Genomic DNA, 25,432 nt, shown 5'->3' with positions numbered 1-25,432 from the left:
ACGTTCCGTTAACATAGCCTTCGGGGGGCGATCTGGTGAAAATCAGGAAATTTTCAAACAAAGGAACATTAAAGTGAGAAGCAATATTGCCGGGTCTGCAATTTTAACGGTCGTAAGTGGCTTGGTGGCTTTTGGCCCGGCCAACGCGGCATCAATATTTCAAGTCACAACAACTCAGGCGGTGACACAGGATATTATCACCCTGCAAGGGCATCCCGGCTATCGCGATCCCAACCCATTTTTGTCAGACCCGTACATCTTCTTCGACGAACACATCCGCATCCTGACCGAGGAAATCGACGTGTTTGACCCCACGCAGATTCCTTCGTCACCGACCGATGTTCCCGTTTCAGAAGATTACAATGTTATCAGCACGGGTTCAGTAACGGGTACTTGGACATTCGACGCTGATTTTCTTTTGGGAATCGACACCGGACTTGTGTCAACCGGTGAAGAAGACACGCAGTTTCTTGGCCGCAGACGCGGTGTATCTACCTTCCGGGCGGTGTCCGATGGCAGGAACGTTGGCAGCCTAGTTACCACCAGTACAGCGGTTTACGCTCTGAACGATATCGTCGCTGGAGTAGGCGGAGAGCGTTTGGACGTGATCGCGCTGGTTGCAGAAGAAGCCCCACAACTGCATATCGACACTGACGGAATGGTCCTTTTTCTTGCCGGAGCAGAAAACTGGTTTGAGACCTCGGTTGGCGCGATACCGGACTTCAACGAGGTTCTGGTCTCGTCGTTGGCATTTGAACAAATTGTGAGAAGCGATGACGGCGACGAGCTATTTGAAGAAATAATTGAGAGCGAAGCTGATACCTATCCCCTTCGTTTTAGCGGTTTCGGCGCAGCAGATGGCTCTAGTCAATCTGCGCCGCTGCTTCCGACCACGGCAACGGTCGGGGCGACCGGCGGCCCCAGCTTCAGTTTTGACGTCTCTTCGGCCGGAACGGGTTTCGTATTCGTCGATCCGGAAATCGCGGTTGGATACACGTATGTTCTGGAAAACGGCGGCACCGTGGCCAAGTTTCAGGCGCCAACGCTGAGCGCGGTCAACGATCCTGACGGCTACACATTGGTTCTTCCTGATGGAACGTCCTTTAGCCTTTTGCCGGGTGAAGTGCTGGATTTCGTCGCCGAGGGTTACACGAACGTAACCACTTTCGAGGTGCTGGGGATCAGCGAGGCGCTGATGCTTGACCCCGATAACATCACAACCTTTGTCGCGGGATTCATGTTCTCTGGGACCGGTTCAACGTCGAACCTGACGCAGACGGCCATTGTCGTTGACACGGATGCCGCGGTTCCGTTGCCGCCTGCCGCAGCGTTGATGCTGGCCGGTTTGGGCGGTCTTGGTGTGCTGTCGCGCCGCAAACGCCGCGTGGCGTGAGACGTCGCCAGACAGCGATGTGGAAGGCGATTTCTGCGCTGACGCTTCTCCTGAGCATGCTTGCCCAGTCAGCGTCGGCGCAAGAAATGCCCTATGTGGTCGAGGGGCCGGGCCGTGCAAGTTGTGCCGCGTTCACCGAATGGGAGCCAGAAGGTCTGCAGCGTCAACTGTCTGCGGCGTGGCTGACCGGGTATCTGACCGCGCATAACCGGTTCATGCCGGATATCTTTGACCTGACGGCTTGGCAATCGCCGGGCCTGTTGTTGGGACTGCTCGAACAGTATTGCGCCGCGCATCCGGAAGAGATCGTGGAGCGGGGCGCGCAGGAACTGATTGCTTACCTCCTGCCGCGCGCCCTCACCGATGAAGCAGACTTGGTTACGCTGCAAAATGACGGGTCCGTGGTTTTTGTCTACAGGCCGGTTTTGGCGCAAGTGCGTGCTGCGCTGGCCGCAGCCGGGTACGCGCCGGGGTCTGGCGAGACGGGCTTGTCGGATGCGTTGGCGGCCTATCAGATGGCAGAACAACTGGAGCAAACCGGTTTGCCAGACCAACCAACACTGTCGCGGCTATTGCAGTAACGGGTTGCGCAAGGAACATTCATTGGATGTTATGCTGAAATGACTAAGACCATGCATGCGATAGAAATTTCCAAACCCGGCGGTCCGGAGGTTTTGGTGCCTGTGACGCGTCAGGTGCCAGAGCCAAAGGCCGACGAAATCCTGATCAAGGTGGCCTTTGCGGGGGTGAACCGACCAGATGCCTTGCAACGGGCGGGCGCGTATAAGGCACCGCCGGGCGCGTCCGATTTGCCGGGGCTAGAAGCATCGGGCGAAGTTGTGGCAGTTGGCGCTGCGGTCAGTCGGTACAAACCGGGTGATCAGGTCTGCGCCCTGTTGCCCGGCGGTGGATATGCTGAGTATGTCACCACGCCCGCAGCGCACGCACTGCCAATTCCAGCCGGGCTGGATTTGCGCATGGCAGCTTGCCTTCCCGAGACCTGTTTCACGGTTTGGTCCAATGTGGTCATGCGCGGCGGGTTGCAAGCGGGGGAACGGTTTTTAGTTCATGGTGGATCGTCCGGCATTGGAACGACTGCGATCCAAATTGCGACGGCTCTTGGGGCACGGGTCTTTGCGACAGCGGGATCCGCTGAAAAGTGTGCAGTTTGTGAAAAACTTGGGGCAGAGCAGGCGATCAACTACCACGAGGCAGACTATGTGGAGGTCTTGCGGGCGGAAGGCGGGGCAAACCTGATCCTTGATATGGTCGGCGGCAGCTACATACCGCGTAACATCAAGGCGTTGGCAAATGATGGGCGGTTGGTTCAGATTGCGTTTCTGGAAAGCCCGAAAGTCGAGTTGAATTTCGCCCAGATCATGTTGCGCCGGTTGACCATCACAGGGTCAACCTTGCGGCCGCAATCGGATGTCGCCAAGGCGCGAATTGCGGAAGACATCGAAGCTCGGGTCTGGCCAATGATTGCTGGTGGCCGGTTCGCGCCGCTGATCGACAGCACCTTTGACCTGACCGAAGCGGCAAAGGCTCATGCGTTGATGGAAAGCAGCAAACACATCGGAAAGATCGTTCTGCGCGTCGCAAAATAGTCAAAAAATTTCAGCAATTTTAATATGTTAAGCGTGGCATCTCAATTTCGTTTTGCCGCGATGCGCGATGTGCGATGTGGTTATGAGGAACATCACAAAAGGTATGACTTATGTCCGCCAAACCCGCAAAACACATGCGCACCCCCCCAAAAGGGCAAGCCACCCGCCGCTTTGTCAGCGGCGACAATGAAGAGTGGGAAGAGGCGCAGACACGGGGCGGGCCAGTGGCGATTGTTGTTCTGGGCTTTGGGTTTTTGGCAGGCTTCTGCATTCTGTCCCTGCTTTTTGGCTATAGTGCGGTCGCCTCGCTGTTGATCGGCTGGGCCGGGTCCCTGACCTGCGTGATCCTCGCTGTCTGCTATGGGGCGTGGCGCGAACATGTTGCGGCGCAGCTCGGTCAATCCGAACCTGCAATGTACAGTTCAGACGACGTCTTCACCGTTTGGGACGCAGACTTGAGCGCAGATCAGCAACACAGCGCGACAGTTTCGAAATGGGATGATGATCTGATTATCGACGCAGTGCCCGTAGACAAACGCAGGGCCTGACCAAGCGTGTTACCAAGGGTAAACACCACCCATCAAACTTTACGAATGCGTCAGAGCGAGGAACACGTCCTCCAAATCCGGTTCTTCGGTCGCGACGTCCCGCAGTGAGATACCAGCATCGCGCACAGCGTCGAGAATGGCGCCGGGCGTTGTGGCGCTGCGGTTGAAATCAAAGGCAATTTTACCACCGGGTCGCTGGCTGATCTTGACGCCTTCAATGGTCGGCAGGTGGCTCGGTTCGGCTTCAGGTGTGATCACGAGCGTTTTTGCATCCAACCGGCCAAGCAGATTTGCGGTCGTGTCGCGCACAACCATTTCGCCATGATTGATGATGGCAATCTCGTCACACATCTGCTGCGCTTCTTCGAGATAGTGGGTGGTCAGAATGATGGTCATCCCGTCTTCCTCGTTCAGTCGCCGGACGTTGCGCCACAACATCTGGCGCAATTCGATGTCCACACCGGCAGTGGGTTCATCAAGCACGAGGATATGTGGCCGGTGCACCAACGCCTTCCCGAGCAAAAGCCGCCGCCGCATGCCCCCTGACAGTGAACGGGCATAGGCATCTGCCTTGTCGGTCAGGCCGATCATCTCAAGAATTTCATCAGTACGGCGTTCGGATTTCGGAACACCGTACAAACCGGCCTGAACCTCCAGTGCGCCGCGTGGCGAAAAGAATGGATCAAGGTTCAATTCCTGGGGCATCACCCCGATGGCGGCGCGCGATTGCCTTGGGTTCACGTCCTGATCGAATCCCCAGATCCCGACTTTGCCACTGGTCTTGTTGACCAGCCCGGCCAGTATGTTGATCATCGTTGACTTGCCGGCACCGTTCGGCCCCAAGAGTCCAAAAATGGACCCCGCCGGAATGGTCAGGTCGATCCCCTTGAGCGCGTGCTTGGGGCCAGACTTTCCCTGACCGGCATAGGTCTTTGTCACGCCTTTGAATTCGATCGCATTCTGTGACATCTTGGCCCTCGTGCTTGTTACGCGCCCATGGCGGGCTTGCCGCGACGCAGCGGATTTGTATTGTATGCCATGATCTATGCTGCCCTTTGGCCTGCGGCAACCGCTAGGCCGACAGATATCCCTAAGCGAGCCATCAAGAGAGGACGCCCATGCCCATCGCCCCCCCCGAGACCGAGATTGTCGATGCCTGGCGCGTGGCGTGCGATGGCGGCGAAGGCGCACTTGGCCACCCCCGCGTGTGGTATTCGATCCCGAAGGACAAAGGTTGGGTCGAATGTGGCTACTGCGACAAGAAGATCATCCACAGCAGCTTTGCGGACAAGATCGCAGACGCCGACTAATCCATAGCCGGAAAACCTGTTCGCCAAGCTTGCCGACTGCGATTAAGTAGCAGCAGGCAGTTTTGGCACGGACGGGAACGCGGCATGGCATTCGGCAAGGGACACCACCTTCATCTTATCGACGGGTCGGCCTTTATTTTCAGGGCCTATCACGCGCTGCCGCCGCTTACGCGAAAGTCCGACGGGCTGCCCGTCGGGGCGGTCTCGGGCTTTTGCAATATGCTACTGCGCTACATCGACGGCAACGACGGGCCGGATGCGCCCACCCATGCGGCGGTGATCTTTGACAAGGGCAGCCACACGTTTCGCAATGACCTGTACGATCAGTACAAGGCTAACCGCGATGCGATGCCCGAAGATCTTCGCCCGCAGATCCCCCTGACACGGGATGCAACCCGTGCCTTTAATGTGGCTTGCGAGGAACTGGAAGGGTTCGAGGCGGACGATATCATCGCGACCCTGTCGTGTCAGGCGCGCGAAGCAGGCGGGCGTGTCACGATCATCAGTTCAGACAAGGATTTGATGCAGCTTGTTGGCGGGGGCGTCGAGATGCTGGATGCAATGAAGAACCTGCGCATTGATGTGGAAGGGGTTGAAGCCAAGTTTGGCGTTGGTCCTGACCGTGTTGTTGACGTCCAAGCATTGGCCGGCGACAGCGTCGATAATGTGCCCGGCGCACCCGGTATCGGCATCAAGACGGCCGCGCTGTTGATCAACGAATATGGCGATCTCGATACGCTGTTGGAACGTGCTGGCGAAATCAAACAGCCAAAGCGTCGGCAGACCCTGATTGATCATGCTGACCAGATCCGCCTTTCGCGTGAATTGGTGCGGCTGGATACGTCGATGACGCTGCCTTTCACGCTGGATGATCTGGAAGTGCGCGACCCGGACGCAGAAACCCTGCTCGCATTTTTGTCCGAAATGGAATTCCGGACCCTGACCAAGCGGGTCAGTGACCGGATGGGGGTTGCCGCCCCGGCTGTGCCTGAACCGGCCGCGCCGCAGGTCGAGGCAGAGGTGGTCCCATTTGATCCCGACAAATACGAGGTGGTCCGCGATGCGGCTGCGTTGCAGGTATGGATTGACCGGATCGTGGATCGTGGTTGGGTCGCGGTGGATACCGAAACCACTGGGCTGGACGATATGCGCGCTGATTTGGTGGGCGTCAGCCTTGCCGTTGAAATTGGGCGCGCCTGCTACATCCCGCTGCGCCACAAGGCCGCCGACAGGGATGATCTGTTTGGCTCCGACGATTTGGCTGAAGGGCAGATGGATTTCGACACCTGTATCGAGATGCTCAAACCCGTTCTGGAAGACCCCTCGATTCTGAAAATCGGCCAAAACATGAAGTATGACGCCAAGATCCTTTGGCGTTTTGGCATAAATGTGGCTCCAATCGACGACACGATGTTGATCTCTTATGCGCAGCATGCCGGGTTGCACGGGCACGGGATGGACACGCTGAGCGAGCGCTATCTGGATCACACGCCGATCCCGATCAAACCGCTTCTGGGGTCCGGTAAGTCCGCGATCACCTTTGATCGTGTGTCGCTCGACAAAGCTGCGCCCTATGCGGCCGAGGATGCCGATATCACGCTCCGCCTGTGGCACGCGTTGAAGCCGCGTCTGCACACTGCCAAAGTGACCACCGTTTATGAGACGATGGAGCGCCCACTGGTCCCTGTTCTGGCTGGCATGGAACGCGCGGGCATCAAGGTGGATCGCCAGACGCTGAGCCGCATGTCTTCGGCCTTTGCGCAGAAGATGGCCGGGCTAGAGGCTGAAATTCACGAACTTGCAGGTGAGACTTTCAACGTCGGTAGCCCGAAGCAATTGGGAGAAATTCTGTTCGACAAGATGGGTTTGACCGGTGGCAAAAAAGGCAAGACGGGCGCGTATGCCACAGGTGCCGATGTGCTGGAAGATCTGGCCACCGAATACGACTTGCCCGCCCGCGTGCTGGATTGGCGGCAACTGTCAAAGCTGAAATCGACCTATACCGACGCACTTCAGGACCATATCAACCCAGACACCGGGCGTGTGCACACCAGCTATTCGATTGCCGGGGCGGCGACCGGGCGGCTGGCATCGACTGACCCCAACCTGCAAAATATCCCGATCCGGTCCGAAGAGGGGCGGCGCATTCGACAGGCGTTTGTTGCCGAAGAGGGCAAGGTGTTGCTCGCGCTGGATTACAGCCAGATCGAGTTGCGGATTTTGGCGCATATCGCCGGGATCGAAGAGTTGAAGCAGGCGTTTCGCGAAGGGCAGGATATTCACGCGCTGACCGCCTCCGAGATGTTCAACGTCCCGCTGGACGAAATGACGCCGGATGTGCGCCGTCAGGCAAAGGCGATCAATTTCGGGGTCATTTATGGGATTTCCGGCTTTGGGCTGGCGCGAAACCTACGCATTCCGCGCGCCGAAGCGCAGGGATTCATTGACCGCTATTTCGAACGGTTTCCCGGCATCAAGGATTACATGGCCGACACGACGGCCTTTGCCAAGGAACACGGTTTTGTGCAGACGTTGTTTGGCCGCAAGATCCACACACCCGAGATTTCTGCCAGTGGCCCGCGGGCTGGCTTTGCCAAACGCGCGGCGATAAATGCGCCGATTCAAGGTACGGCGGCTGATGTGATCCGGCGGGCAATGATCCGTATGCCGGACGCCATAGCAGATCTTCCGGCGACCATGCTTCTACAGGTGCACGACGAACTGTTGTTCGAGGTGGATGCAGAGGCGGTTGATACAGTCACGCAACGCGTGCGCGAGATCATGGAAAACGCATCAATGCCCGCAGTCAATCTGACCGTCCCGCTGACGGTAGACGCTGGATCCGGTTCGAACTGGAGCGACGCTCATTGATCAAGTTCTGCGCCTCTGACCCCGTATGGCGAGCAAGCTGTGAACGATTGATAAGGCTAATCGGATAGGGGGAAGAGCTTTTGAGCGCATTGGCGCTTGTTGTGGCGTTGCGCGCCGCTGCGCTGCCAGAGCTGCCCGGTGAAACCCTTAACGCTGGCGACTATTTTGATTTCGACTCTTTCGGGACCACGGTTAGAACCTTGGAAAGCTCCCGAGTTCAGAGGGAATACCCCTTTCCGGCGACGGGTGTGTTGCTTTTGCGGCGCTTTGCATGATCCGCCTGAGCCGCCGCCAAAGTTGACAGGCTGCGACAGGGTGTCCGGGGTCTTGATGCACGGGTTTGGATGCCCACTTGATACAGCAGCAGCGACAGTCGCTGCTGTTTTTTCACCTTGACCAGAGTTCCCCTCCAATGTCGTTGCATCTTATCCACACCGTTGCCCTATGCGTGCTTGCCGCTGCGGTTTTTATTGTTCCGTTGACGACCTGATCTGGGCACACGCTTTTTATGCCGGGTTGACCTTCGCGGGGTAAACCATTTGAGCTAACCGCATGTCGCGTCGCCACCGCCATCACCATCATTCCCACAAACACCATGTGCACCTGCTGGACAACGGCGGTGATCGCCGTGTGGCTTGGGCCGTTGCCGCGAATGTGCTGCTGACGGTCGGACAGATATTTGGTGGCATCCTGTCTGGCTCAATCGCTTTGATCGCCGATGCGATTCACAATCTGAGCGATGCGATGACGTTGGTGATTGCGCTGGTTGCACGGCGAATAGCGCGCAGGCCAAGCGATGCGTCCATGACTTTTGGCTACGCTCGTGCTGAAACCGTGGCGGCGCTGGTCAATTACACCACACTTGTCCTGATTTCTGTGTATCTCGCTTACGAAGCGGTTTGGCGGCTCATCGACCCAACAGACGTGACCGGTTGGATCGTCATTGCGGTTGCGAGTTTGGCGCTGACGGTCGATGTGGTAACCGCCATTCTGACTTACAGCATGGCGAAAGATAGTCTCAACATTCGCGCGGCTTTTTTGCACAATCTTGCGGATGCCGGCACATCGGTTGCGGTTATCTTGGGCGGCGTTCTGGTGATGTTGTTCGACTGGCGACTTGTCGATCCGCTGCTGACACTCGGTATCTCGGTTTACATCATGTGGCACGCGCTGACCGATATCGGCCCTGTCATTCGCATTTTGATGCTGGGTGCCCCTCCGGGGATTGACCCGCATAAGGTTGCGCGGGCTGTTCAGAGTGTCGATGGCGTGGTGGGCGTGCACAATATGTACTTGTGGCAGATCGACGAACGGCGCGCGACGTTTCAGGCGCATCTTGTGTTGGTCAGTTCCGCACATGACGCGACCACGCGCAGCGCCGTGCGGCAACTCTTACGGGACGACTTTCAAATTGAACAGGTCACGCTTGAAACGGAAAGCGCAGGGGCGGAGTGCATCAACCCCGCTACCATCGGGGGCGATTGCACTTGAACTGGCCTCGTTAGCTGCCGTCCGGTTTGGTCCATTTGGCGACCAAGCGGCGTGTGATTGGCGCTACGACCAACACGGCAGGAAACGCAATAAGCCAGCTTGAAAGCCAGGAACTGAACCAAATACCCGGAAGGGTAAGGTCAATTGGGCTGGTACGAAGGGTTACGATACCAGACACGATCGCCGACATCATTCCGCTCAGAAGTAAACTGAACAGCACCTGAGCATAGCGTTGCGGGATCATATTGCCTCCGAATATGTGCATTTGTTGCCGTTGCATAAGGCGCGAATGAGCCAGTTTGCAAGAGGGGTGCAACGACTTCGCCGTTTGCGGGCAGCCCCCCACCGTGCCAATGGCTACCTCACGCCAAAAAGCGCCCCAGACGTCGGACGGCCAGTTTGGCCGGTTCCGACTGGTGTCACATGTCGGGAAGGTCAGCTGCGGGGATGATCGGGAAGAATTCGCCGCCCGACCAGACGCCAAACCAATCCGCATCGTTGTGGCGCGCAGTCTCGCCCATATCGACAAGCCTGTAAAAGCTTTTGCGGTCTATCAACGCTTCAAGACCAGCGCGGACCATGACATAGGGCGATGGTTCCCCCGTTTGAGGATTGCGCGGAACGCGGATAGGATTATCGGCGCCAGCTTGGACCGTGTCACCGACTTGGGTGGTGAATGTCAGCTTCTGATCTGGCCCCGAACCGGTGGCCGTCACATCAGTGGCCAGAAATGGGGCATCTTCAACGCGAATGCCCACTTTTTCGACTGGGGTGACGAGATAGTAATTTCCATCTTCAAGCTTCAGGATGGATGAAAACAGCTTGACCAGTGCGTGTCTGCCGATGGGTGTCCCCATGTAGAACCATGTGCCGTCACGTTTGATTTCCATGTCGAGGTCCCCACAAAACGGTGGATTCCACAAATGGACGGGTGCCGGCCCCTTTTTCGTGGCCGCTTGCGCCGAGGCGGCAAGGCTGTCTGCGGAGGGTTTCACGATGTTTTGTCCTACCAGGGATTTTGCCATTTGAGTTGCGCACGATATGTGACTTCATAGGACTATAGACATAGCGGAGAGCTTTTCATGACCCAAGACGCAGATCTCGTAAATGATATCGAAGCCCTTGGTGAAAAGCTGTCTGCTGCAAAAGATAGTATTACCAACAGGTTCATTGGTCAGGAACGGGTCGTGGACCTGACGTTAGCCGCTCTTTTGTGCGGTGGTCATGGCCTTTTGATCGGTCTTCCGGGGCTAGGGAAGACAAGGTTGATCGACACGCTAAGCACAGTGATGGGGATCAACAGTGCGCGGATTCAGTTCACGCCGGATCTTATGCCAGCAGATATTCTTGGCTCGGAAGTGTTGGAAACCGATGCGGATGGGAAGCGCAGCTTTCGGTTTATTCAGGGGCCGGTGTTCACGCAACTTTTGATGGCAGATGAAATCAACCGGGCCAGCCCGCGCACGCAGTCGGCGCTGCTTCAGGCGATGCAGGAGAAATCTGTGACGATCGCAGGCCAGCCGCACGCCCTGACCCCGCCGTTTCATGTGCTCGCGACCCAGAACCCAATCGAACAAGAGGGCACCTATCCGCTTCCCGAAGCGCAGCTTGACCGCTTTCTTGTGCAGATCGATGTGTTGAACCCGGACCGTGATACCGAACGCGACATTCTTCTGGCCACCACCGGGGTCGAAGATGCCGTATCGCACCAGGTGTTCGATGCGCCAAGTTTGCTGGCCGCGCAAAACGTGCTGCGCCGGATGCCGGTGGGTGAGGCGGTGGTCGAAACCATTCTTGATCTTGTCCGCGCGTGCCGCCCCGAAGACCCAGACGCGCCTGCGCTCGTACGGGAATCTGTGGCTTGGGGGCCAGGGCCCCGTGCGGCGCAAGCCCTGATGTTGACGGTTCGGGCGCAGGCTTTGTTGGAAGGGCGCTTGGTGCCAACCGCCGATGACGTGGCGCGCATGGCGGTGCCGGTGCTGATCCACCGCATGCAACTGACCTTTGCGGCCCGTGCGCGCGGCGAAGGGCTGCGCCCGCTGATCGAACAGATCGCGTCCCGCATGACCCGCACCGAGGCTGCGGCGTGAACGAAACCCCCAGCATGTTCGACCGGGGTACCCTGCGCCGGGACGGCGAGGCATTGGCCGCGCCCTTACCTCCGCTTTTGGCGGATGCGGAACATTTGGCGTCGACGATGCTGCTGGGGTCGCACGGTCGCCGGAGGCCCGGCATGGGCGAAGAGTTCTGGCAATACCGTCCAGCGATGGTGAGCGACGAGGCACGGATGATCGACTGGCGTCGGTCGGCCAGATCTGACACGCATTTTATTCGGGAAAAGGAATGGCAGGCGGCGCAGACAGTCTCGATTTGGGTTGATGGGGCGCATTCGATGGACTTTTCCAGCGCAGGCGCAGCAACCAAGGCGGACCGGGCGCGACTGTTGTCGATGGCGGTGGCGATCTTGCTGCTGAGGGGTGGCGAACGTGTTGGCTTGACCGGGCAAGAGGTTCCTCCCCGGAGGGGTGGCGTTCAGTTGCTGCGCATTGCCCAAGGTTTGCTTGCCGACCGGACGGAGCGCGACGATTTTGGCGCGCCGGATGTGCGGGGCATTGTCCCGAAATCCCGCGCTCTTTTCGTGTCGGACTTCATGGGCCCGCTTCTCAACGTGGAAGAAGCGCTGACCGAAGCTGCCGACATGGGGGTGAAAGGGGCGTTGCTGCAAGTTCTGGACCCGGCGGAAGAAGCGTTTCCCTTCGATGGGCGGACGGTTTTCGAAAGCATGGGGGGCGGGTTGCGCCACGAGACCCTAGAGGCTGGCGGTTTGCGGAAGCGCTATCTCGAACGGTTGGCGGAACGCAAAGCGCGGCTTGAAGAATTGGCGCGCCTGACCGGGTGGCAGCTCATGTGCCATCACACCGGCGACAGTGCGCAGGCCGCGCTTTTGTGGGTCTTCGGTGCGCTGGAGCGCCGCCGCTGATGTTGTCGCTCGGGGCCATAGGGTTCACCGCGCCGTGGTTGCTGACGGCGCTAGCTGCTTTGCCAGTGCTGTGGCTGCTTCTTCGTGTGGTGCCGCCTGCACCGACCCGGCGCCGCTTTCCAGGTGTTGCACTACTTTTGGGGCTACGCGATGCCGAGACGCAAAGTGACAAGACCCCTTGGTGGTTGTTGCTCCTGCGCATGTTGGCGGTTGCTGCCCTGATCTTTGCTTTCGCCGGGCCTATTCTGAATCCTCAGCCGCGCGAGAACGGACGCGGCCCGTTGCTGGTGTTGATCGACGCGACATGGGCGGATGCGGATAGCTGGCAGCAAAGCATGGCGCGGGTTGAACAAACCGTGGAAGAGGCCGGGCGCGCAGGCCGGTCAGTTGCCGTCGTGGCCGCAACCGATTTGCCCCCAGGCCCCCCGGTGTTTCGCAGTGCCGACAGCGTGATGCCGGGGCTTGCGAGCGTGCAGCCTGCGGCCTGGGGGCCGCAACCCGGTGCCATCACCGCTTGGGCCCGGGCATTGGACGGGTCGTTTTCGACCTTTTGGCTGTCCGATGGCCTTGCACGTGACAGCCGCACGGGCGTGTTGGCCGCACTGGAAGAGCGCGGACCAGTGCGCGTATTTGAAAGCCCGAACGGGGCCTTGGCCCTGCGCCCGCCGGTATTTGACGACGGCATCATCGCACTGGATGTATTGCGAGCGCGGACCGACGGCGAGCGTCGCCTCGAAATACATGCACGAGGTCTCGATCCTGCCGGGATCGAACGGCAATTGGCCAGCGGTGAAGCCATCTTTGCCGATGGTGAGGGTGTCGCCCAGCTGGAGCTTTCCTTGCCGCCCGAACTGCGCAACCGCGTCACACGGTTCGAAATTGGGGGGGTATCGTCGGCCGGGGCCGTCAGCTTGACCGATGATGCTCTGCGACGCCGTGAGGTTGCTTTGATCGCCGGTCGTGAGGAACGCGAAGGGCTGCAACTGCTGTCTCCATTGCACTACCTTGAGCAGGCGCTAGAGCCATCCGCAGACCTGATCCAAGGTTCCATCGACGATATCTTGCAGGCCAATCCGGACGTGATCGTTCTGGCCGATGTGGCGCGGGTTGCCGAGCCGGCTAAAGTGCAGGAATGGGTTGAAAAGGGCGGGCTCTTGCTTCGTTTTGCCGGGCCGAGACTTGCGGCAGCGGGCGACAGTGCTGCAGCCGCAGAGGACGATCCGCTGCTTCCGGTCTCGCTTCGGGCAGGGGGGCGCAGCGTCGGCGGTGCCATGAGTTGGGGCGCCCCCAAATCCTTGCAGCAGTTTTCCGAAGACAGCCCGTTCTATGGCCTCACCCTGCCGCCAGATGTCAGGGTCAGCGCACAGGTTCTTGCCCAGCCCGGACCCGATCTATCTGCCCGCACCATCGCTGAATTGACTGATGGCACACCTCTCGTAACCCGCTCGCGGCTTGGCGATGGGCAGGTGGTGTTGTTCCACGTTACAGCCAATGCCGAATGGTCCAGCCTGCCCCTGTCGGGTCTTTTCGTTCAGATGCTGAAACGGTTGGCCGTGTCGTCGCGGACTGCGCACCCAGATGCTGAAGACTTGGAAGGGACGGTTTGGCAGGCCGCCGAAATCATGGATGGCTTTGGCCACCTGGAACCTGCTGGAACGCTGCCCGGTATCCCCGGCGAACGCATCGCCGAAGGCCAACCCGGCCCCGATATGCAGCCCGGCCTTTACGTGGGCGGTGATCGGCGATTGGCTGTCAATGTCGCGGGGCCAGATACTGTTCTTGAGCCCGCTACATGGCCCGCGCGCATTTCGGTCGAAGGGCTTGGGGTAGTGCGTGAAACCCCACTTGGGGGTATGTTCTTGACGCTCGCGCTGCTGCTCGTTGTAGCAGATATCATTGGTGCGCTGGCGCTTTCCGGCAAACTTCCGCGCCGCACGAAACCAAAGCGCGCTGGCCTGGCCGTCGCCCTGATCGCGGTACTTGCTTTGGGGTATGCGGCGCCGATGCGGGCGCAAACGGCAGAAGACACATCCCCGCCGGGCGACCCGGTAGACGAGACTTTCGCCATCGCAGTCACATCGGACGTGGTTCTGGGCCATGTCATAACCGGTGATACTCGGCTTGATGACATCGCCCGTGCCGGTCTTGATGGCCTGTCTCAGGTGCTGTTTACCCGAACGTCCATTGAGCCTGCGTCCCCGCGGGGGGTCAATCTCGAAACGGACGAGCTTGCCTTCTTCCCATTCCTGTACTGGCCCGTGACCACGGATCAGCCGATCCCGTCCGACGAGGCGTATGTCCGGCTGAACCGGTATCTTCGCAGCGGTGGCATGATCCTGTTTGACACGCGCGATGCGGACCTGGGCGGGCTTGGGACGCAAACGCCAAACGGACGCAAGTTGCAACAACTGGCTCGCCCGCTGGATGTTCCGCCGCTGGAGCCTGTCCCTGCGGATCACGTGCTGACTCGGACCTTCTATCTGCTTCAGGATTTCCCGGGTCGTTTCAACAGCCCCGAGGTTTGGGTTGAAGCCGCCCCGCCTGACGCGGAGCAGGTTGAAGGCATGCCGTTCCGTAATCTGAACGATGGTGTCACGCCGATCGTCATTGGCGGCAATGACTGGGGCGCGGCATGGGCCACCGATGGGCGTGGTGGTGCGCTGTTTCCCATTGGACGCGGCTATGCCGGGGAACGCCAGCGCGAACTTGCTTTCCGTTTCGGGGTCAACCTGATCATGCATGTGCTGACCGGCAATTATAAGTCCGATCAGGTGCATGTGCCCGCTCTTCTGGACCGTTTGGGGAACTGATGACGCGCGACATCCTTTATGACCCGCTGATCAATCCGGTGCTGTTGGCGCTGTTGGCCATTGTGATGCTGCTGGCAGTTGGGTTTGCTCTTTGGCGGGGGCTGCCCGGATGGTGGTTGCGAGGGGCTGCTGCGCTGGCCGTCTTGGCTGCGCTGGCCAATCCGTCGCTGCAAAGCGAAGAGCGTGATGCCCTGTCTGACATCGTGATCTTGGTGGTTGATGAAAGTGCCAGCCAAAGCATTGCGGGCCGTCCACAGCAAACCGCAGAGGCCATCGCTGATCTTGAGGCAGAAGTGGCGCAGTTGCCCAATACCGAACTGCGGACAGTATCGCTCGGAGATGCGCCAGACAATGCCGGCTCGCTCGGTATGGCGGCGCTGGCCTCTGCTTTGGCGGATGTACCGCGCGGGCGGGTTGCGGGCATGATCATGCTGTCCGATGGGCAGTTGCACGACATTGCTGGCGCGCCGGATCTGCCCGCGCCCCTGCATCTGTTGCTGACCGGGCGCGCGTCCGATTGGGACCGGCGGTTGGTGATCACCAGCGCCCCGGCCTATGCCATTCTTGGCGAACCTGTGACCTTGTCCCTCAAAGTCGAAGATCAGGGTGCGGTACCTGCGGGGCTTGGCGGTACGGCGCGGCTGCAATTTTCGGTCGATGGGCAGGAGCCCCGTGAAGTGCAGGTTCCAATAGGGCGCGATCTGGAGTTGCCCGTCGATCTGCCGCACGGCGGAATGAACGTGATCCAATTCACGGTCGCGACGGCGGACGGCGAATTGACGGATCGGAACAATTCGGCCGTGGTCCGCATCAATGGTGTTCGCGACAGGTTGCGGGTTTTGTTGGTGTCTGGCGAGCCGCATGCAGGTGAACGCACCTGGCGTAACTTGTTAAAATCCGACAGCAGTGTCGACCTTGTTCATTTCACCATTTTGCGCCCGCCAGAAAAGCAGGACGGGGTCCCGGTGACCGAGCTGTCGCTGATCGCATTTCCCACACGCGAGCTATTTCTGGAAAAGATCGACGAATTCGATTTGATCATCTTTGACAGATACAAGCGGCGGGGGATCCTGCCGGGGATCTATCTCGACAATATCCGGCAGTACGTCGAAGGCGGCGGGGCCGTCTTGGTTGCGGCGGGGCCGGATTTTGCCTCTGCAGCCAGTCTTTATCGCTCGCCTTTGGCCCAGATCCTTCCGGGCGAGCCGACCGCGCAGGTGATCGAGCAAGGGTATCGCCCTGCCATTACCGAACTGGGACGCAAGCATCCGGTGACTGCCGGTTTGGACGACGCATTTGCAGCGGGATCCGCAGACGCAGAGTGGGGCCGGTGGTTTCGGTTGATCGATGTGGTTGCCGCGCCCAATGCCGAAGTGGTCCTGTCCGGGCCTGACGACCGACCGCTTCTATTGCTGGACCGGGTCGGGGAAGGGCGCGTCGCGCTGCTTGCATCAGATCAGGCGTGGCTGTGGAACCGCGGTTTTGATGGTGGCGGGCCCCAATCGGAATTGCTGCGGCGACTGGCGCATTGGATGATGAAAGAACCGGAACTTGAAGAAGAGGCACTCACTGCCACAAGCGATGGGCAGTCACTGACTGTCACGCGGCGGACCCTTGGCGACGGCGAGGGCGATTTCACAATCACCGCGCCTGATGGCACGGAAACGGTCATCACTCCGACAGAGGTTGCGCCTGGCCGCTATGAAGTGACGCTTGAGGGGCTGGAAATCGGCCTTTACCGCATTTCGGATGGAAGTCGAACAACGGTGGCAGCCCTTGGCCCGTCAGCGCCCAAGGAATTCGAACAGACCATCGCAAGCGGCGATGCGCTGGCGCCGGTACTCTCACCGACGGGCGGTGGAATTCGCCGGTTGGAAGACGGCGCGCTTGATGTTCGGCAAGTGCGTGAAGGGCGTCCCGCCGTTGGTCGCGGCTGGATCGGAATAACACCGCGGGGCGCTTATGAGACGACCAACGTCTCTGTCACGCCCTTACTGCCCGGTTGGGCTTGGCTTGCCTTGGTCGCGGCGCTGACTATCGGTGCTTGGCTATGGGAAGGGCGCAGTCGGCACCGGGTTGCGGCACAGTGATGCCTTTCTGATATAGCAGGCCGAGCCGCAATGTGCGCCTGAGCGCGACACCTTTGGCTCGTGCGCAGAAAAACTGCCTAGTTCGGCAATCGCAGCGTGTAAGTTGCATCGTTCCACCCGTCTACAGAGCAGCGTGCCCGAATTTCTACGCTTTCGGCTCCATCAGGGATGGCTACACCGCCGAGTGATCGAGTGAATGGTTGCTCTGTCTCGTGAGGGTGCAGCAGTTCGCGAAAGCCAAGTCTGTTCCCGTCGGTGTCCAGAACTTCCCAGCCGTCTGCATAGTGGTCCCACCCCGTATCCGGGTGACGAATGGTGACTGAAATTTGCCAGCCAGAACCGCTCTCGCGGGCTGTGGCGTCAACAACCTCTGGGGCATCGGCCTGTGCCGCGATGGGCGCCAGAAGGGCGAAAAGGGCGGAAAAACGATAAATCATGTGATTAGCCATACGATATCGCCATGCCATGCCAAACAAGTTTCTCTCAGGGATGGGATTTAAGCAAAGTGGCGCGTGTTGCTGATGCAAATTCGCGGCGCCAAAGCACCAGAACAGTGATCCCGGTCGCAATCAGCAACGGCACTGCGCCAAGCAGCCATGCCAGACCGCCAAGCGCGAAATAGATCGACCGCAGTCCTCGATTATAAGCACGCGCCGCTGTGATGTTCAGATCTGCGGCTTGCTCTGCCCGGTGCATAGCGATTGGGTCGTCTTCTTCATTTGGAACAGATGCCATTACCACTGAGCAATAGCCAAAAACGCGATGCGACCAGACGAATTTCAAAAATGCGTTCGCCACAAAGAACAGCACGGTGGCGATCTTTACTTCCCATACGACTGCGGGCGTCTTGTTCAACGTCAATTCCGACGCAACTTCGGACAGTTGATCAATGTTGGAAATGAGGGCCAAGCCGCCGCCAAGAGCAATCATTGAGGTCGAGGCAAAGAAGGCCACACCCTGCCTCAGGGACGTGACGATCATCGCGTCATAGACTCGCGGTTGCCGCGTGATCGTGTGCCGCATCCATTCGCGCCGGTAAGCGGCCATGAGAACGGACACCGACTTTGTTTTCCCGTCTGTGCGTTCGATCAGAAGGGTCATCGCAGCCCAAGCGGCCAAAAGAAACGTAACCGCAACAACATCAAGAGGTGTAAGGAATTCGGGAAGTGATGTGATATCCATACGCGTGCATAGCCCGAGTGATGGTGACTTGCCAAAGGGATAAATTGGTTATATCAAATTACCAATTAAGGGGGGATCGACATGGAAATGCCGAAGCCAAGCGATATCGTGATTGCCGGAAAGGCAGCGATCGTTGCTATGTTGCGTCAAGTGCTGCCCGAAGACGCTGTGATCGACAATATCGCCGAGACCCGCGCATATGAATGTGACGGATTGGCGGCATATACCTGCCCGCCTCTTGCAGTTGTGCTTCCCCGCAGCACTGAAGAAGTCTCTGCTGTTTTGCGGGTCTGCCATGAAGCTGGCGTGCCAGTGGTTCCGCGCGGGGCTGGCACATCACTGGCGGGTGGCGCTTTGCCGACGGCAGACAGCGTTGTGCTGGGTGTTGCGCGCCTGAATGACGTTCTGGAAACCGACTATGACAACCGGTTCATTCGGGTGCAGTCGGGCCGCACCAATCTGAGCGTTACGCAAGCGGTTGAAGATGAAGGATTCTTTTATGCACCGGATCCGTCCTCTCAATTGGCGTGCGCCATTGCGGGAAATATCGCCATGAACTCTGGCGGGGCGCATTGCCTGAAATACGGTGTGACGACGAATAACCTTTTGGGCGTGACCATGGTCATGATGAATGGCGACGTCGTTGAACTGGGCGGAGCATTCTGTGACGCCTCTGGCCTTGATCTGCTTGGGCTTGTCTGCGGGTCCGAAGGGCAGCTTGGTGTTGTGACCGAAGCCACGCTTCGCATTCTGCCCAAACCAGAAGGCGCGCGGCCTGTGCTGATGGGCTTTGATAGCGCCGAAGTTGCTGGCGCATGTGTGGCCGATATAATCAAGGCGGGTGTGTTGCCTGTGGCCATCGAATTTATGGACCGTCCGTGCATCACGGCCTGCGAGAATTTCACCGGCGCGGGCTATCCGATTTGTGAGGCGCTGTTGATCGTGGAGGTTGAGGGGTCAGACCCTGAAATTGACCATCAGCTCGCCCTGATAAAGGACATAGCAGGGCGCCATAATCCTGTCGAAATGCGCGAAAGCCAGTCGGCTGAGGAAAGCGCGGCCATCTGGTTGGGGCGCAAATCCGCGTTTGGCGCCATGGGGCAGATGGGCGACTACATTTGTCTGGATGGAACAATCCCTGTCAGCGAACTGCCGTTTGTACTGCGGCGCATTGGCGAGTTGGCCAAGGAATATGGCCTTGGCGTGGCAAATGTATTTCATGCGGGTGACGGAAACATGCACCCGCTTATCTTGTACAATGCGAACAAGCCCGGTGATCTGGCGCTGGCCGAAGGGTTCGGCGAGGATATTCTGCGCCTGTGTGTCGAGGTTGGGGGATGCCTGACCGGCGAGCACGGGGTAGGGGTCGAAAAGCGCGAATTGATGTCGACTCAGTTCGCGCCAGCCGACCTTGAGGCGCAGATGCAGGTCAAGGATGTGTTCGACCCGGGATGGCTCTTGAACCCGTCAAAGGTCTTTCCGTTATCGAGCAGCGCGTCGCGCCGTGAGCGGACGATATGAGGCTGCCATTGCCGGTCTTTAGGCTGCCATTGCCGGTCTTTAGGCTGCGTTTGCCCGCTACTGGTCATTTTTCCGGTTTGAACCGCACCGGGTTGTCGAGACTACAAACAGGGGGCGCGGTGTGAGCGACGTTCTTGAGAGGGATGTTCTTGCACCCCAGACAGAGGCTGATTTGGCCCAAATCGTGGCGGACGCACAGGGTCCCTTGCGTATTGTTGGCGGCGGGACGCGCCCGGTGGGTCGCGCTGTTCACGGCCAGCCTTTGAGCACAGCAAACCTAAGCGGGATAACTCTGTACGAGCCTGGCGCGCTGACGCTTGTTGCGGGTGCAGGCACCCCGTTGCCGGATGTGCAAGCAGCGCTTGCCGCCGAAGGGCAGCGCCTTCCATTCGAGCCGATGGATCATCGCGCCCTGATGGGCGGCGTGGCGGACGATGGAACAGGCGTGCCCACGCTGGGCGGTATGGTTGCGGGCAATGTGTCTGGACCACGGCGCTTTATTTCTGGGGCGTGCCGTGACAGCCTCATTGGTCTGCGTTTCGTCGATGGGGCCGGAAACGTGGTGTCGAATGGCGGGCGCGTGATGAAGAACGTGACCGGGTATGATCTGGTAAAACTCATGGCTGGAAGCTGGGGCACGTTGGGCGTTTTCAGCCAAGTGTCCCTGAAACTTCTGCCAGAGCCGGAAACCTGCGCCATGCTGGTGTGCGAAGGGTTGGATGACGAGACCGCGTTGCGGGCGATGACCTGTGCGTTGGGAACCCCGTTCGAGGTCAATGGCGCGGCACATCTTCAGGGCGCGGACAGCAGCGCATCAGTTACGCGGCTTCGGTTGGAAGGGTTCGCCGGGTCGGTGACCTATCGCGCGGGCTGTGTTCAGGCAGCCTTGGCTCCCATCGCGGATTTCGAGATTGTGGAAGACCCGGACAAGACCCGTTCCGTCTGGGAAGAGGTGCGTGACGTCAAAGCCTTTGCCGGAAAGACAGGCGATGTGTGGCAAATCTCAACGGTGCCCGGGGACGCGCCGGGCCTTGTGGCAAGGGTTCCGGGGGCGCGTGCGCTTTATGATTGGGGTGGCGGCCGGGTCTGGCTTTTGGTCACGGAAGGGGTCGACGTACGCCATCGACTTGGGGCTTTCCGCGGTCATGCAACACTTGTTCGTGGCGGGAAAGACACCCGCACGGCAATCGCCCCCTTTCAGCCCGAAGCGCCCGCTGTTGCGATGCTGAGCGAAGCATTGCGTCGGCGGTTTGATCCGCGCGGCATTCTCAATCCCGGCTTGATGGCCTGAGGCGACCTGACATGCAGACGAACTTTACCGAAGCTCAACTGGCCGATCCCGGCATCGCACGTGCGAACGAAGTGCTGCGTGCCTGTGTGCACTGCGGCTTCTGCACCGCGACGTGCCCGACATACCAAGTTCTGGGCGATGAGTTGGACAGCCCGCGTGGGCGCATTTACCTGATCAAGGACATGCTTGAAAGCGGCCGGCCCGCTGATGCGCGCACGGTCAAACATATTGATCGCTGTCTGTCTTGCCTTGCGTGTATGTCCACGTGCCCGTCGGGCGTGCACTATATGCATTTGGTCGACGAGGCCCGCGCCTATATCGAAAAGACCTATACCCGTCCGTGGCACGACCGGACGCTTCGTTGGGTTCTTGCGCGGATTCTGCCCTATCCAATGCGTTTCAGGGTCGCGCTTTTGGGGGCCAAGATGGCGCGCCCTTTCAAGGGGCTTGTGCCCGATGCCCGCTTGCGCGCGATGCTTGAGATGGCGCCAACGACCGTGCCGCCGGTCAGCCGCAATGATGATCCGCAAACCTTCGAAGTGAAAGGAAAGCCCGTGGCGCGCGTGGCGCTGATGACCGGGTGTGCGCAGCGGGCGCTGAACACTGAAATCAATGATGCCACGATCCGTGTGCTGACACGCGCTGGGGTCGAAGTGGTCGTTGCCAAGGACATGGGGTGTTGCGGTGCGCTGGTGCACCATATGGGCAAAGAAGATGAAAGCCATGCGGCTGCCAAACGCAACATACGCGCCTGGATAGCCGAGAAGAACGCCGGCGGGCTGGATGCTGTGATCATCAACACGTCAGGCTGTGGCACGACTGTTAAGGATTATGGCCACATGTTGCGCAACGATCCGATGGCAGACGATGCCGCCACTGTGTCGGCGCTTGCCAAGGATGTGAGCGAGTTTCTTGGAACCCTTGATTTTAAGGGCATGAAGGCGCCTGAGCCTCTGAAAGTCGGCTATCACGCGGCCTGTTCTCTGCAACATGGGCAGAAGATAAAATCGGCCCCGAAGGATTTGTTAAAACGCGCCGGGTTCACGGTTGTCGAACCGAAAGACCCGCATCTGTGCTGTGGGTCTGCCGGCACCTATAATCTGTTGCAGCCGGAAATTAGCGGTAAGTTGCGGGATCGAAAGGTCGCGACGCTTGAAGCGACGACCCCGGATGTCATAGCGGCTGGAAATATCGGCTGCATGATGCAGATCGGATCCGGCACAGGTGTGCCTGTTTTGCACACTGTTCAGCTTATAGATTGGGCGACAGGCGGGCCACGACCAGCGTCTATTAATCTTAAGTGAACTTACATCAAAGACAGCCAAATTGGGCCGTGCAATAAGCGTTGAATGCGCACGAAATTTATCTCACATGCCCTCGCCTTTGTCTGCCATGCGTCCCTTGCTGTTTGCCTCGCAACGGGGGCATTTGCGGAAAGTCGCGTCATGACCGCCGAAGACGAGCAGGCCAGCCAGTCTGCGGTAGGGCGTTTGAACGTTACAGGGCAGGGTTTTTGTACTGCAACGCTGGTTGCGCCTGATCTTGTGCTGACCGCTGCGCATTGCCTGATCAATCGCCGTACGGGCAAGGTTGTTTCTTCCGACAAAGTTCACTTCCTCGCAGGGTTTCGCATCGGTTCTTATGCCGCGCATGGGCGTGGCGAAGCCGTAGCGTTGGCCGCTGGCTATAGCCGGGCGCGAAAAGTCGTTGCGGCTGATATCGGGGTCATTCGCCTGCAAGCGCCGATGCCGCCAAGCGTTGTTCCGATTCCGTTGGCGGATGGCATAAAAGAAGATTTGGACATCACGTTGCTGTCCTATGGCATGGACCGGGCGCAACTGCTGTCCGTCGAACGCGGGTGTCATTTCAAAAAGCGGATCTCGTCGGTGATCTTTACAGATTGCGAGGGGATACCCGGTGTCTCCGGTGCGCCGCTGTTGCAGGTACATGATGGACGGGCGGTTTTGGTCGCGATTGCGTCTTCAATCCTGGCTCAACCAAAGACGCTGATCCCGGTTGGCGATATATTGGCGGTTGAAGCGACTCAAGATCGTTTGGACCAGATGCTCATGCAGCTGACGGGGGCGGAGGTCTTAGACGCCTTACCGACCGGACAAACTGCCGTGCCTGCGGCGGCGACCGGTATCGGAATTCCTACCCCTTGAAATAATCGGGGCATTTCCCAAATTATTGGAACCGGGTCGCCTGACGGGGCCCGGATTACCCAAAGCGGCTGTCCATGCCGGAAGCCGCATCTTGTTATCGCTCAATGGAGGATGACCATGCGAAACTTTGACCTTGCTCCCCTTTATCGCGCCACTGTCGGCTTTGATCAGGTTGCTGACCTGATGGACCGTGTGCTTGCATCAGATGTGCAGGCGCCGAGCTATCCGCCCTATAACATCGAAAAAACAGCAGAAGACGGCTGGCGTATTTCCGTCGCTGTCGCTGGCTTCAGCGAAGATGAACTGACCGTCGAGGTGCGCGAGAACGCGTTGATCGTAAGCGGGCGAAAAGCGGCAGAAGAAGGCCAGCGCGTTTATCTGCATCGCGGCATTGCCACACGTGCCTTTGACCGCCGCTTCCATCTTGCGGACCATGTGCGCGTGACTGCGGCCAGCACGGCTGACGGTATGTTGCACATCGATTTGGTGCGCGAAGTGCCTGAAGCACTGAAACCACGCCGAATTGAAATTTCTGCCTCGCCGCACAAGCAGGTGGATGTGGACAGTACGGTGACCCAGTCAGTCTGACCGCGATCTGAAATTAGGCACTGATACCGCCCGCGCAGGTCACTGCGCGGGTTTTTTCCATCTGGCGCTACCAGATGGTTGCAAGACACATGGCACAGCCTCATAGCGGGTTTATCCCCCAAACGGAGACCGCCATGCTGGGCATTATCTTATCCCTATTTCTACTTATGTACCTCGCCTATCGCGGGGTGAGCGTTCTTATCCTTGCGCCGGTTCTGTCGCTTCTTGCGGCGGCTTTGTCTGGCGGGTCGCCTTTGCTGGCGACGTATACCCAGATTTTCATGGCAGCCCTTGGCGGCTATGTGGTGAAATTCTTCCCGCTCTTTTTGTTGGGAGCGATCTTCGGCAAACTCATGGAAGTCTCGGGAAGCGCGCGGGTCATCGCCGAGTGGATTGTGGCGCGCGTCGGGCAGAGCCAATCCGCCCTTGCCGTGGTTCTGGCGTGCGGTGTGCTGACCTATGGCGGCGTGTCTTTGTTCGTTGTCGCCTTTGCTGTGTATCCTATCGCGGCGGCGCTGTTCTCTCGCGCTGGCAACCCCAAGCGGTTCATTCCTGCAGCTATTGCCTTGGGGTCTTTTACCTTCACAATGACTGCCTTGCCGGGCACGCCCGCGATCCAGAATGCGATTCCGGCGCCGTTCTTTGGAACAGATGCCTTTGCGGCCCCGCTGTTGGGGCTTGTTGCGGCGGCAATCATGTTCGGTGGCGGCGTTGGCTGGCTGAACTTCCGCATCCGCCAAGCAGTCGCCGCTGGTGCGGATTATGGCGAGACAGACGACTATTCTGATGCTCCCGCCTTTGAAACGGATCTATCGCCGCGCGCTGTTATTCTGGCGTTTTTGCCAATTGTTGTAGTGATCGGTTTGAACTTTTTGCTGTCCCGTTTCGTCTTTCCGGCAATGAACACAGCGTATCTTGAGACCGACAAATTCGGCAATGTCACGCTGGACGATGTGCGCGGAATCTGGGCGATCATTGCGGCCCTGTTTGCGGCCAATGTGGTGCTGGTCGCGGCCAATTGGAAAACGTTTGACGGCAAACTGAACGAAACCCTGACAGCTGGTGTTACGGGCTCGTTCCTGCCGATTTTCAACACGGCGTCCGAAGTCGGGTACGGGACCGTCATTGCAAGCCTCGCGGCCTTTGCGACCATCCGCGAAGCAGTCACAGGGATCATGCCGGACACGCCCCTTGTGTCACTGGCGATTGCCGTGAATGTTCTGGCGGGGATCACGGGATCGGCCTCTGGCGGGTTGTCCATCGCGCTTGAATCGCTCGGGTCCACCTATGTGCAAATGGCCGAGGCGGTGAACCTGAGCCCAGAGTTGCTGCACCGCGTTGCTGCCATTGCGTCGGGTGGGTTCGATTGCCTGCCACATAATGGCGCGGTCATCACGCTGTTGGCAATCACGGGACTCAACCACCGCAAATCTTACCCCGATCTGTTCGTGGTCGCGGTGTTGATACCGGTTGTTGCACTCGTCTCGGTGATTGTGCTCGGGAGTATTTTCGGCGCAGCCTGAGTAGACAAAAAGGCCCCCGCAGGCTGTGACCTGCGGGGGCTGTTTTCTGAAGTCCACTTTGA

Annotated in this window: 23 protein-coding genes; 18 read left to right on the top strand and 5 right to left on the bottom strand. The window is 58.9% G+C overall.

The features are described 5' to 3' along the window. Positions 1-73: 73 nt before the first annotated feature. The 4 genes from E2L05_RS08190 to E2L05_RS08175 all read left to right on the top strand — a co-directional run bounded on the left by E2L05_RS08190 (position 74) and on the right by E2L05_RS08175 (position 3,548). Positions 74-1,393, top strand: a complete 1,320-nt coding sequence (locus E2L05_RS08190; RefSeq protein ID WP_133342434.1) for a hypothetical protein — start codon at positions 74-76, stop codon at positions 1,391-1,393. Beyond that, entirely contained in the window at positions 1,390-1,974 is a 585-nt protein-coding gene (locus E2L05_RS08185; protein ID WP_133342433.1) for a hypothetical protein, read from the top strand. The genes E2L05_RS08190 and E2L05_RS08185 overlap by 4 nt, the downstream gene beginning before the upstream one ends. 39 nt (positions 1,975-2,013) lie before the next feature. Beyond that, positions 2,014-3,000 (top strand): NAD(P)H-quinone oxidoreductase, encoded by a 987-nt coding sequence (locus E2L05_RS08180; protein ID WP_133342432.1) that lies wholly within the window; start codon positions 2,014-2,016, stop codon positions 2,998-3,000. Positions 3,001-3,110: 110 nt separating this feature from the next. Then, a complete protein-coding gene (locus E2L05_RS08175; RefSeq protein WP_133342431.1) occupies positions 3,111-3,548 on the top strand; it encodes a hypothetical protein in 438 nt (145 codons plus the stop codon). Positions 3,549-3,587: 39 nt separating this feature from the next. Here the strand turns inward: E2L05_RS08175 and E2L05_RS08170 are convergent, their stop codons facing one another. Beyond that, positions 3,588-4,517: an ABC transporter ATP-binding protein gene (locus E2L05_RS08170; RefSeq protein ID WP_133342430.1), complete on the bottom strand. Its 930-nt coding sequence runs from the start codon at positions 4,515-4,517 to the stop codon at positions 3,588-3,590. A gap of 149 nt (positions 4,518-4,666) precedes the next feature. On the opposite strand from E2L05_RS08170, the gene E2L05_RS08165 reads away from it, so the two are divergent. From E2L05_RS08165 to E2L05_RS08150, 4 genes are all read left to right on the top strand, one after another. Next, positions 4,667-4,858, top strand: a complete 192-nt coding sequence (locus E2L05_RS08165; protein ID WP_133342429.1) for a zinc-finger domain-containing protein — start codon at positions 4,667-4,669, stop codon at positions 4,856-4,858. An 84-nt stretch (positions 4,859-4,942) separates the two neighbouring features. After that, on the top strand, positions 4,943-7,729 hold the full coding sequence (gene polA / locus E2L05_RS08160) for a DNA polymerase I (protein WP_133342428.1): 2,787 nt from the start codon (positions 4,943-4,945) through the stop codon (positions 7,727-7,729). Positions 7,730-7,809: 80 nt separating this feature from the next. Continuing rightward, positions 7,810-8,004 (top strand): hypothetical protein, encoded by a 195-nt coding sequence (locus tag E2L05_RS08155; RefSeq protein ID WP_133342427.1) that lies wholly within the window; start codon positions 7,810-7,812, stop codon positions 8,002-8,004. 277 nt (positions 8,005-8,281) lie between these two features. Further along, positions 8,282-9,220 carry a cation diffusion facilitator family transporter gene (locus E2L05_RS08150; RefSeq protein WP_133342426.1) on the top strand — a complete coding sequence of 313 codons (939 nt, stop codon included), beginning with the start codon at positions 8,282-8,284 and terminating at the stop codon, positions 9,218-9,220. A 10-nt stretch (positions 9,221-9,230) separates the two neighbouring features. Here E2L05_RS08150 and E2L05_RS08145 read toward each other — a convergent pair whose 3' ends face one another. Both E2L05_RS08145 and E2L05_RS08140 read right to left on the bottom strand, forming a co-directional pair. Continuing rightward, complete coding sequence (locus E2L05_RS08145; protein ID WP_133342425.1) at positions 9,231-9,464, bottom strand: DUF2798 domain-containing protein; 234 nt, start codon at positions 9,462-9,464, stop codon at positions 9,231-9,233. Positions 9,465-9,639: 175 nt separating this feature from the next. Continuing rightward, positions 9,640-10,245: a DUF1285 domain-containing protein gene (locus E2L05_RS08140; protein ID WP_133342424.1), complete on the bottom strand. Its 606-nt coding sequence runs from the start codon at positions 10,243-10,245 to the stop codon at positions 9,640-9,642. Between the two features lie 57 nt (positions 10,246-10,302). Between E2L05_RS08140 and E2L05_RS08135 the strand changes: the two genes are divergently transcribed. Genes E2L05_RS08135 through E2L05_RS08120 form a run of 4 tightly spaced genes read left to right on the top strand, consistent with a single transcriptional unit; the run spans position 10,303 to position 17,100 of the window. Continuing rightward, positions 10,303-11,310 (top strand): AAA family ATPase, encoded by a 1,008-nt coding sequence (locus tag E2L05_RS08135; RefSeq protein WP_133342423.1) that lies wholly within the window; start codon positions 10,303-10,305, stop codon positions 11,308-11,310. Between the two features lie 14 nt (positions 11,311-11,324). After that, positions 11,325-12,200 carry a DUF58 domain-containing protein gene (locus tag E2L05_RS08130; protein ID WP_133342474.1) on the top strand — a complete coding sequence of 292 codons (876 nt, stop codon included), beginning with the start codon at positions 11,325-11,327 and terminating at the stop codon, positions 12,198-12,200. Further along, positions 12,200-15,010 carry a DUF4159 domain-containing protein gene (locus E2L05_RS08125; protein ID WP_133342422.1) on the top strand — a complete coding sequence of 937 codons (2,811 nt, stop codon included), beginning with the start codon at positions 12,200-12,202 and terminating at the stop codon, positions 15,008-15,010. Before E2L05_RS08130 ends, E2L05_RS08125 begins: the two co-directional genes overlap by 1 nt. Further along, the gene (locus E2L05_RS08120) at positions 15,010-17,100 is read left to right on the top strand and encodes a hypothetical protein (protein WP_133342421.1); all 2,091 of its coding nucleotides are present in this window, start codon (positions 15,010-15,012) and stop codon (positions 17,098-17,100) included. The genes E2L05_RS08125 and E2L05_RS08120 overlap by 1 nt, the downstream gene beginning before the upstream one ends. Positions 17,101-17,177: 77 nt before the next feature. Here the strand turns inward: E2L05_RS08120 and E2L05_RS08115 are convergent, their stop codons facing one another. Then, on the bottom strand, positions 17,178-17,537 hold the full coding sequence (locus E2L05_RS08115) for a hypothetical protein (protein WP_133342420.1): 360 nt from the start codon (positions 17,535-17,537) through the stop codon (positions 17,178-17,180). A 46-nt stretch (positions 17,538-17,583) separates the two neighbouring features. Next, positions 17,584-18,282: a DUF599 domain-containing protein gene (locus E2L05_RS08110; RefSeq protein ID WP_133342419.1), complete on the bottom strand. Its 699-nt coding sequence runs from the start codon at positions 18,280-18,282 to the stop codon at positions 17,584-17,586. Between the two features lie 81 nt (positions 18,283-18,363). On the opposite strand from E2L05_RS08110, the gene E2L05_RS08105 reads away from it, so the two are divergent. From E2L05_RS08105 to E2L05_RS08080, 6 genes are all read left to right on the top strand, one after another. Beyond that, positions 18,364-19,803, top strand: coding sequence for an FAD-linked oxidase C-terminal domain-containing protein (locus E2L05_RS08105; RefSeq protein WP_133342418.1), 1,440 nt, complete (start codon positions 18,364-18,366; stop codon positions 19,801-19,803). 121 nt (positions 19,804-19,924) lie between these two features. After that, positions 19,925-21,094: an FAD-binding protein gene (locus E2L05_RS08100; RefSeq protein WP_133342417.1), complete on the top strand. Its 1,170-nt coding sequence runs from the start codon at positions 19,925-19,927 to the stop codon at positions 21,092-21,094. A gap of 11 nt (positions 21,095-21,105) precedes the next feature. Continuing rightward, the gene (gene glcF, locus E2L05_RS08095) at positions 21,106-22,398 is read left to right on the top strand and encodes a glycolate oxidase subunit GlcF (protein ID WP_133342416.1); all 1,293 of its coding nucleotides are present in this window, start codon (positions 21,106-21,108) and stop codon (positions 22,396-22,398) included. 141 nt (positions 22,399-22,539) lie between these two features. Next, positions 22,540-23,259 carry a trypsin-like serine peptidase gene (locus E2L05_RS08090; protein ID WP_165971711.1) on the top strand — a complete coding sequence of 240 codons (720 nt, stop codon included), beginning with the start codon at positions 22,540-22,542 and terminating at the stop codon, positions 23,257-23,259. Positions 23,260-23,376: 117 nt separating this feature from the next. Continuing rightward, positions 23,377-23,847: an Hsp20 family protein gene (locus E2L05_RS08085; protein ID WP_133342414.1), complete on the top strand. Its 471-nt coding sequence runs from the start codon at positions 23,377-23,379 to the stop codon at positions 23,845-23,847. A gap of 134 nt (positions 23,848-23,981) precedes the next feature. Continuing rightward, a complete protein-coding gene (locus tag E2L05_RS08080; protein ID WP_133342413.1) occupies positions 23,982-25,370 on the top strand; it encodes a GntP family permease in 1,389 nt (462 codons plus the stop codon). Positions 25,371-25,432: the final 62 nt, after the last annotated feature.

This window comes from Meridianimarinicoccus aquatilis, assembly GCF_004358675.1.
Classification (GTDB): Bacteria; Pseudomonadota; Alphaproteobacteria; order Rhodobacterales; family Rhodobacteraceae; genus Meridianimarinicoccus; species Meridianimarinicoccus aquatilis.
Note: the sequence above shows the minus strand (reverse complement) of the source record. Positions and strands in the feature narration are given on the sequence as shown.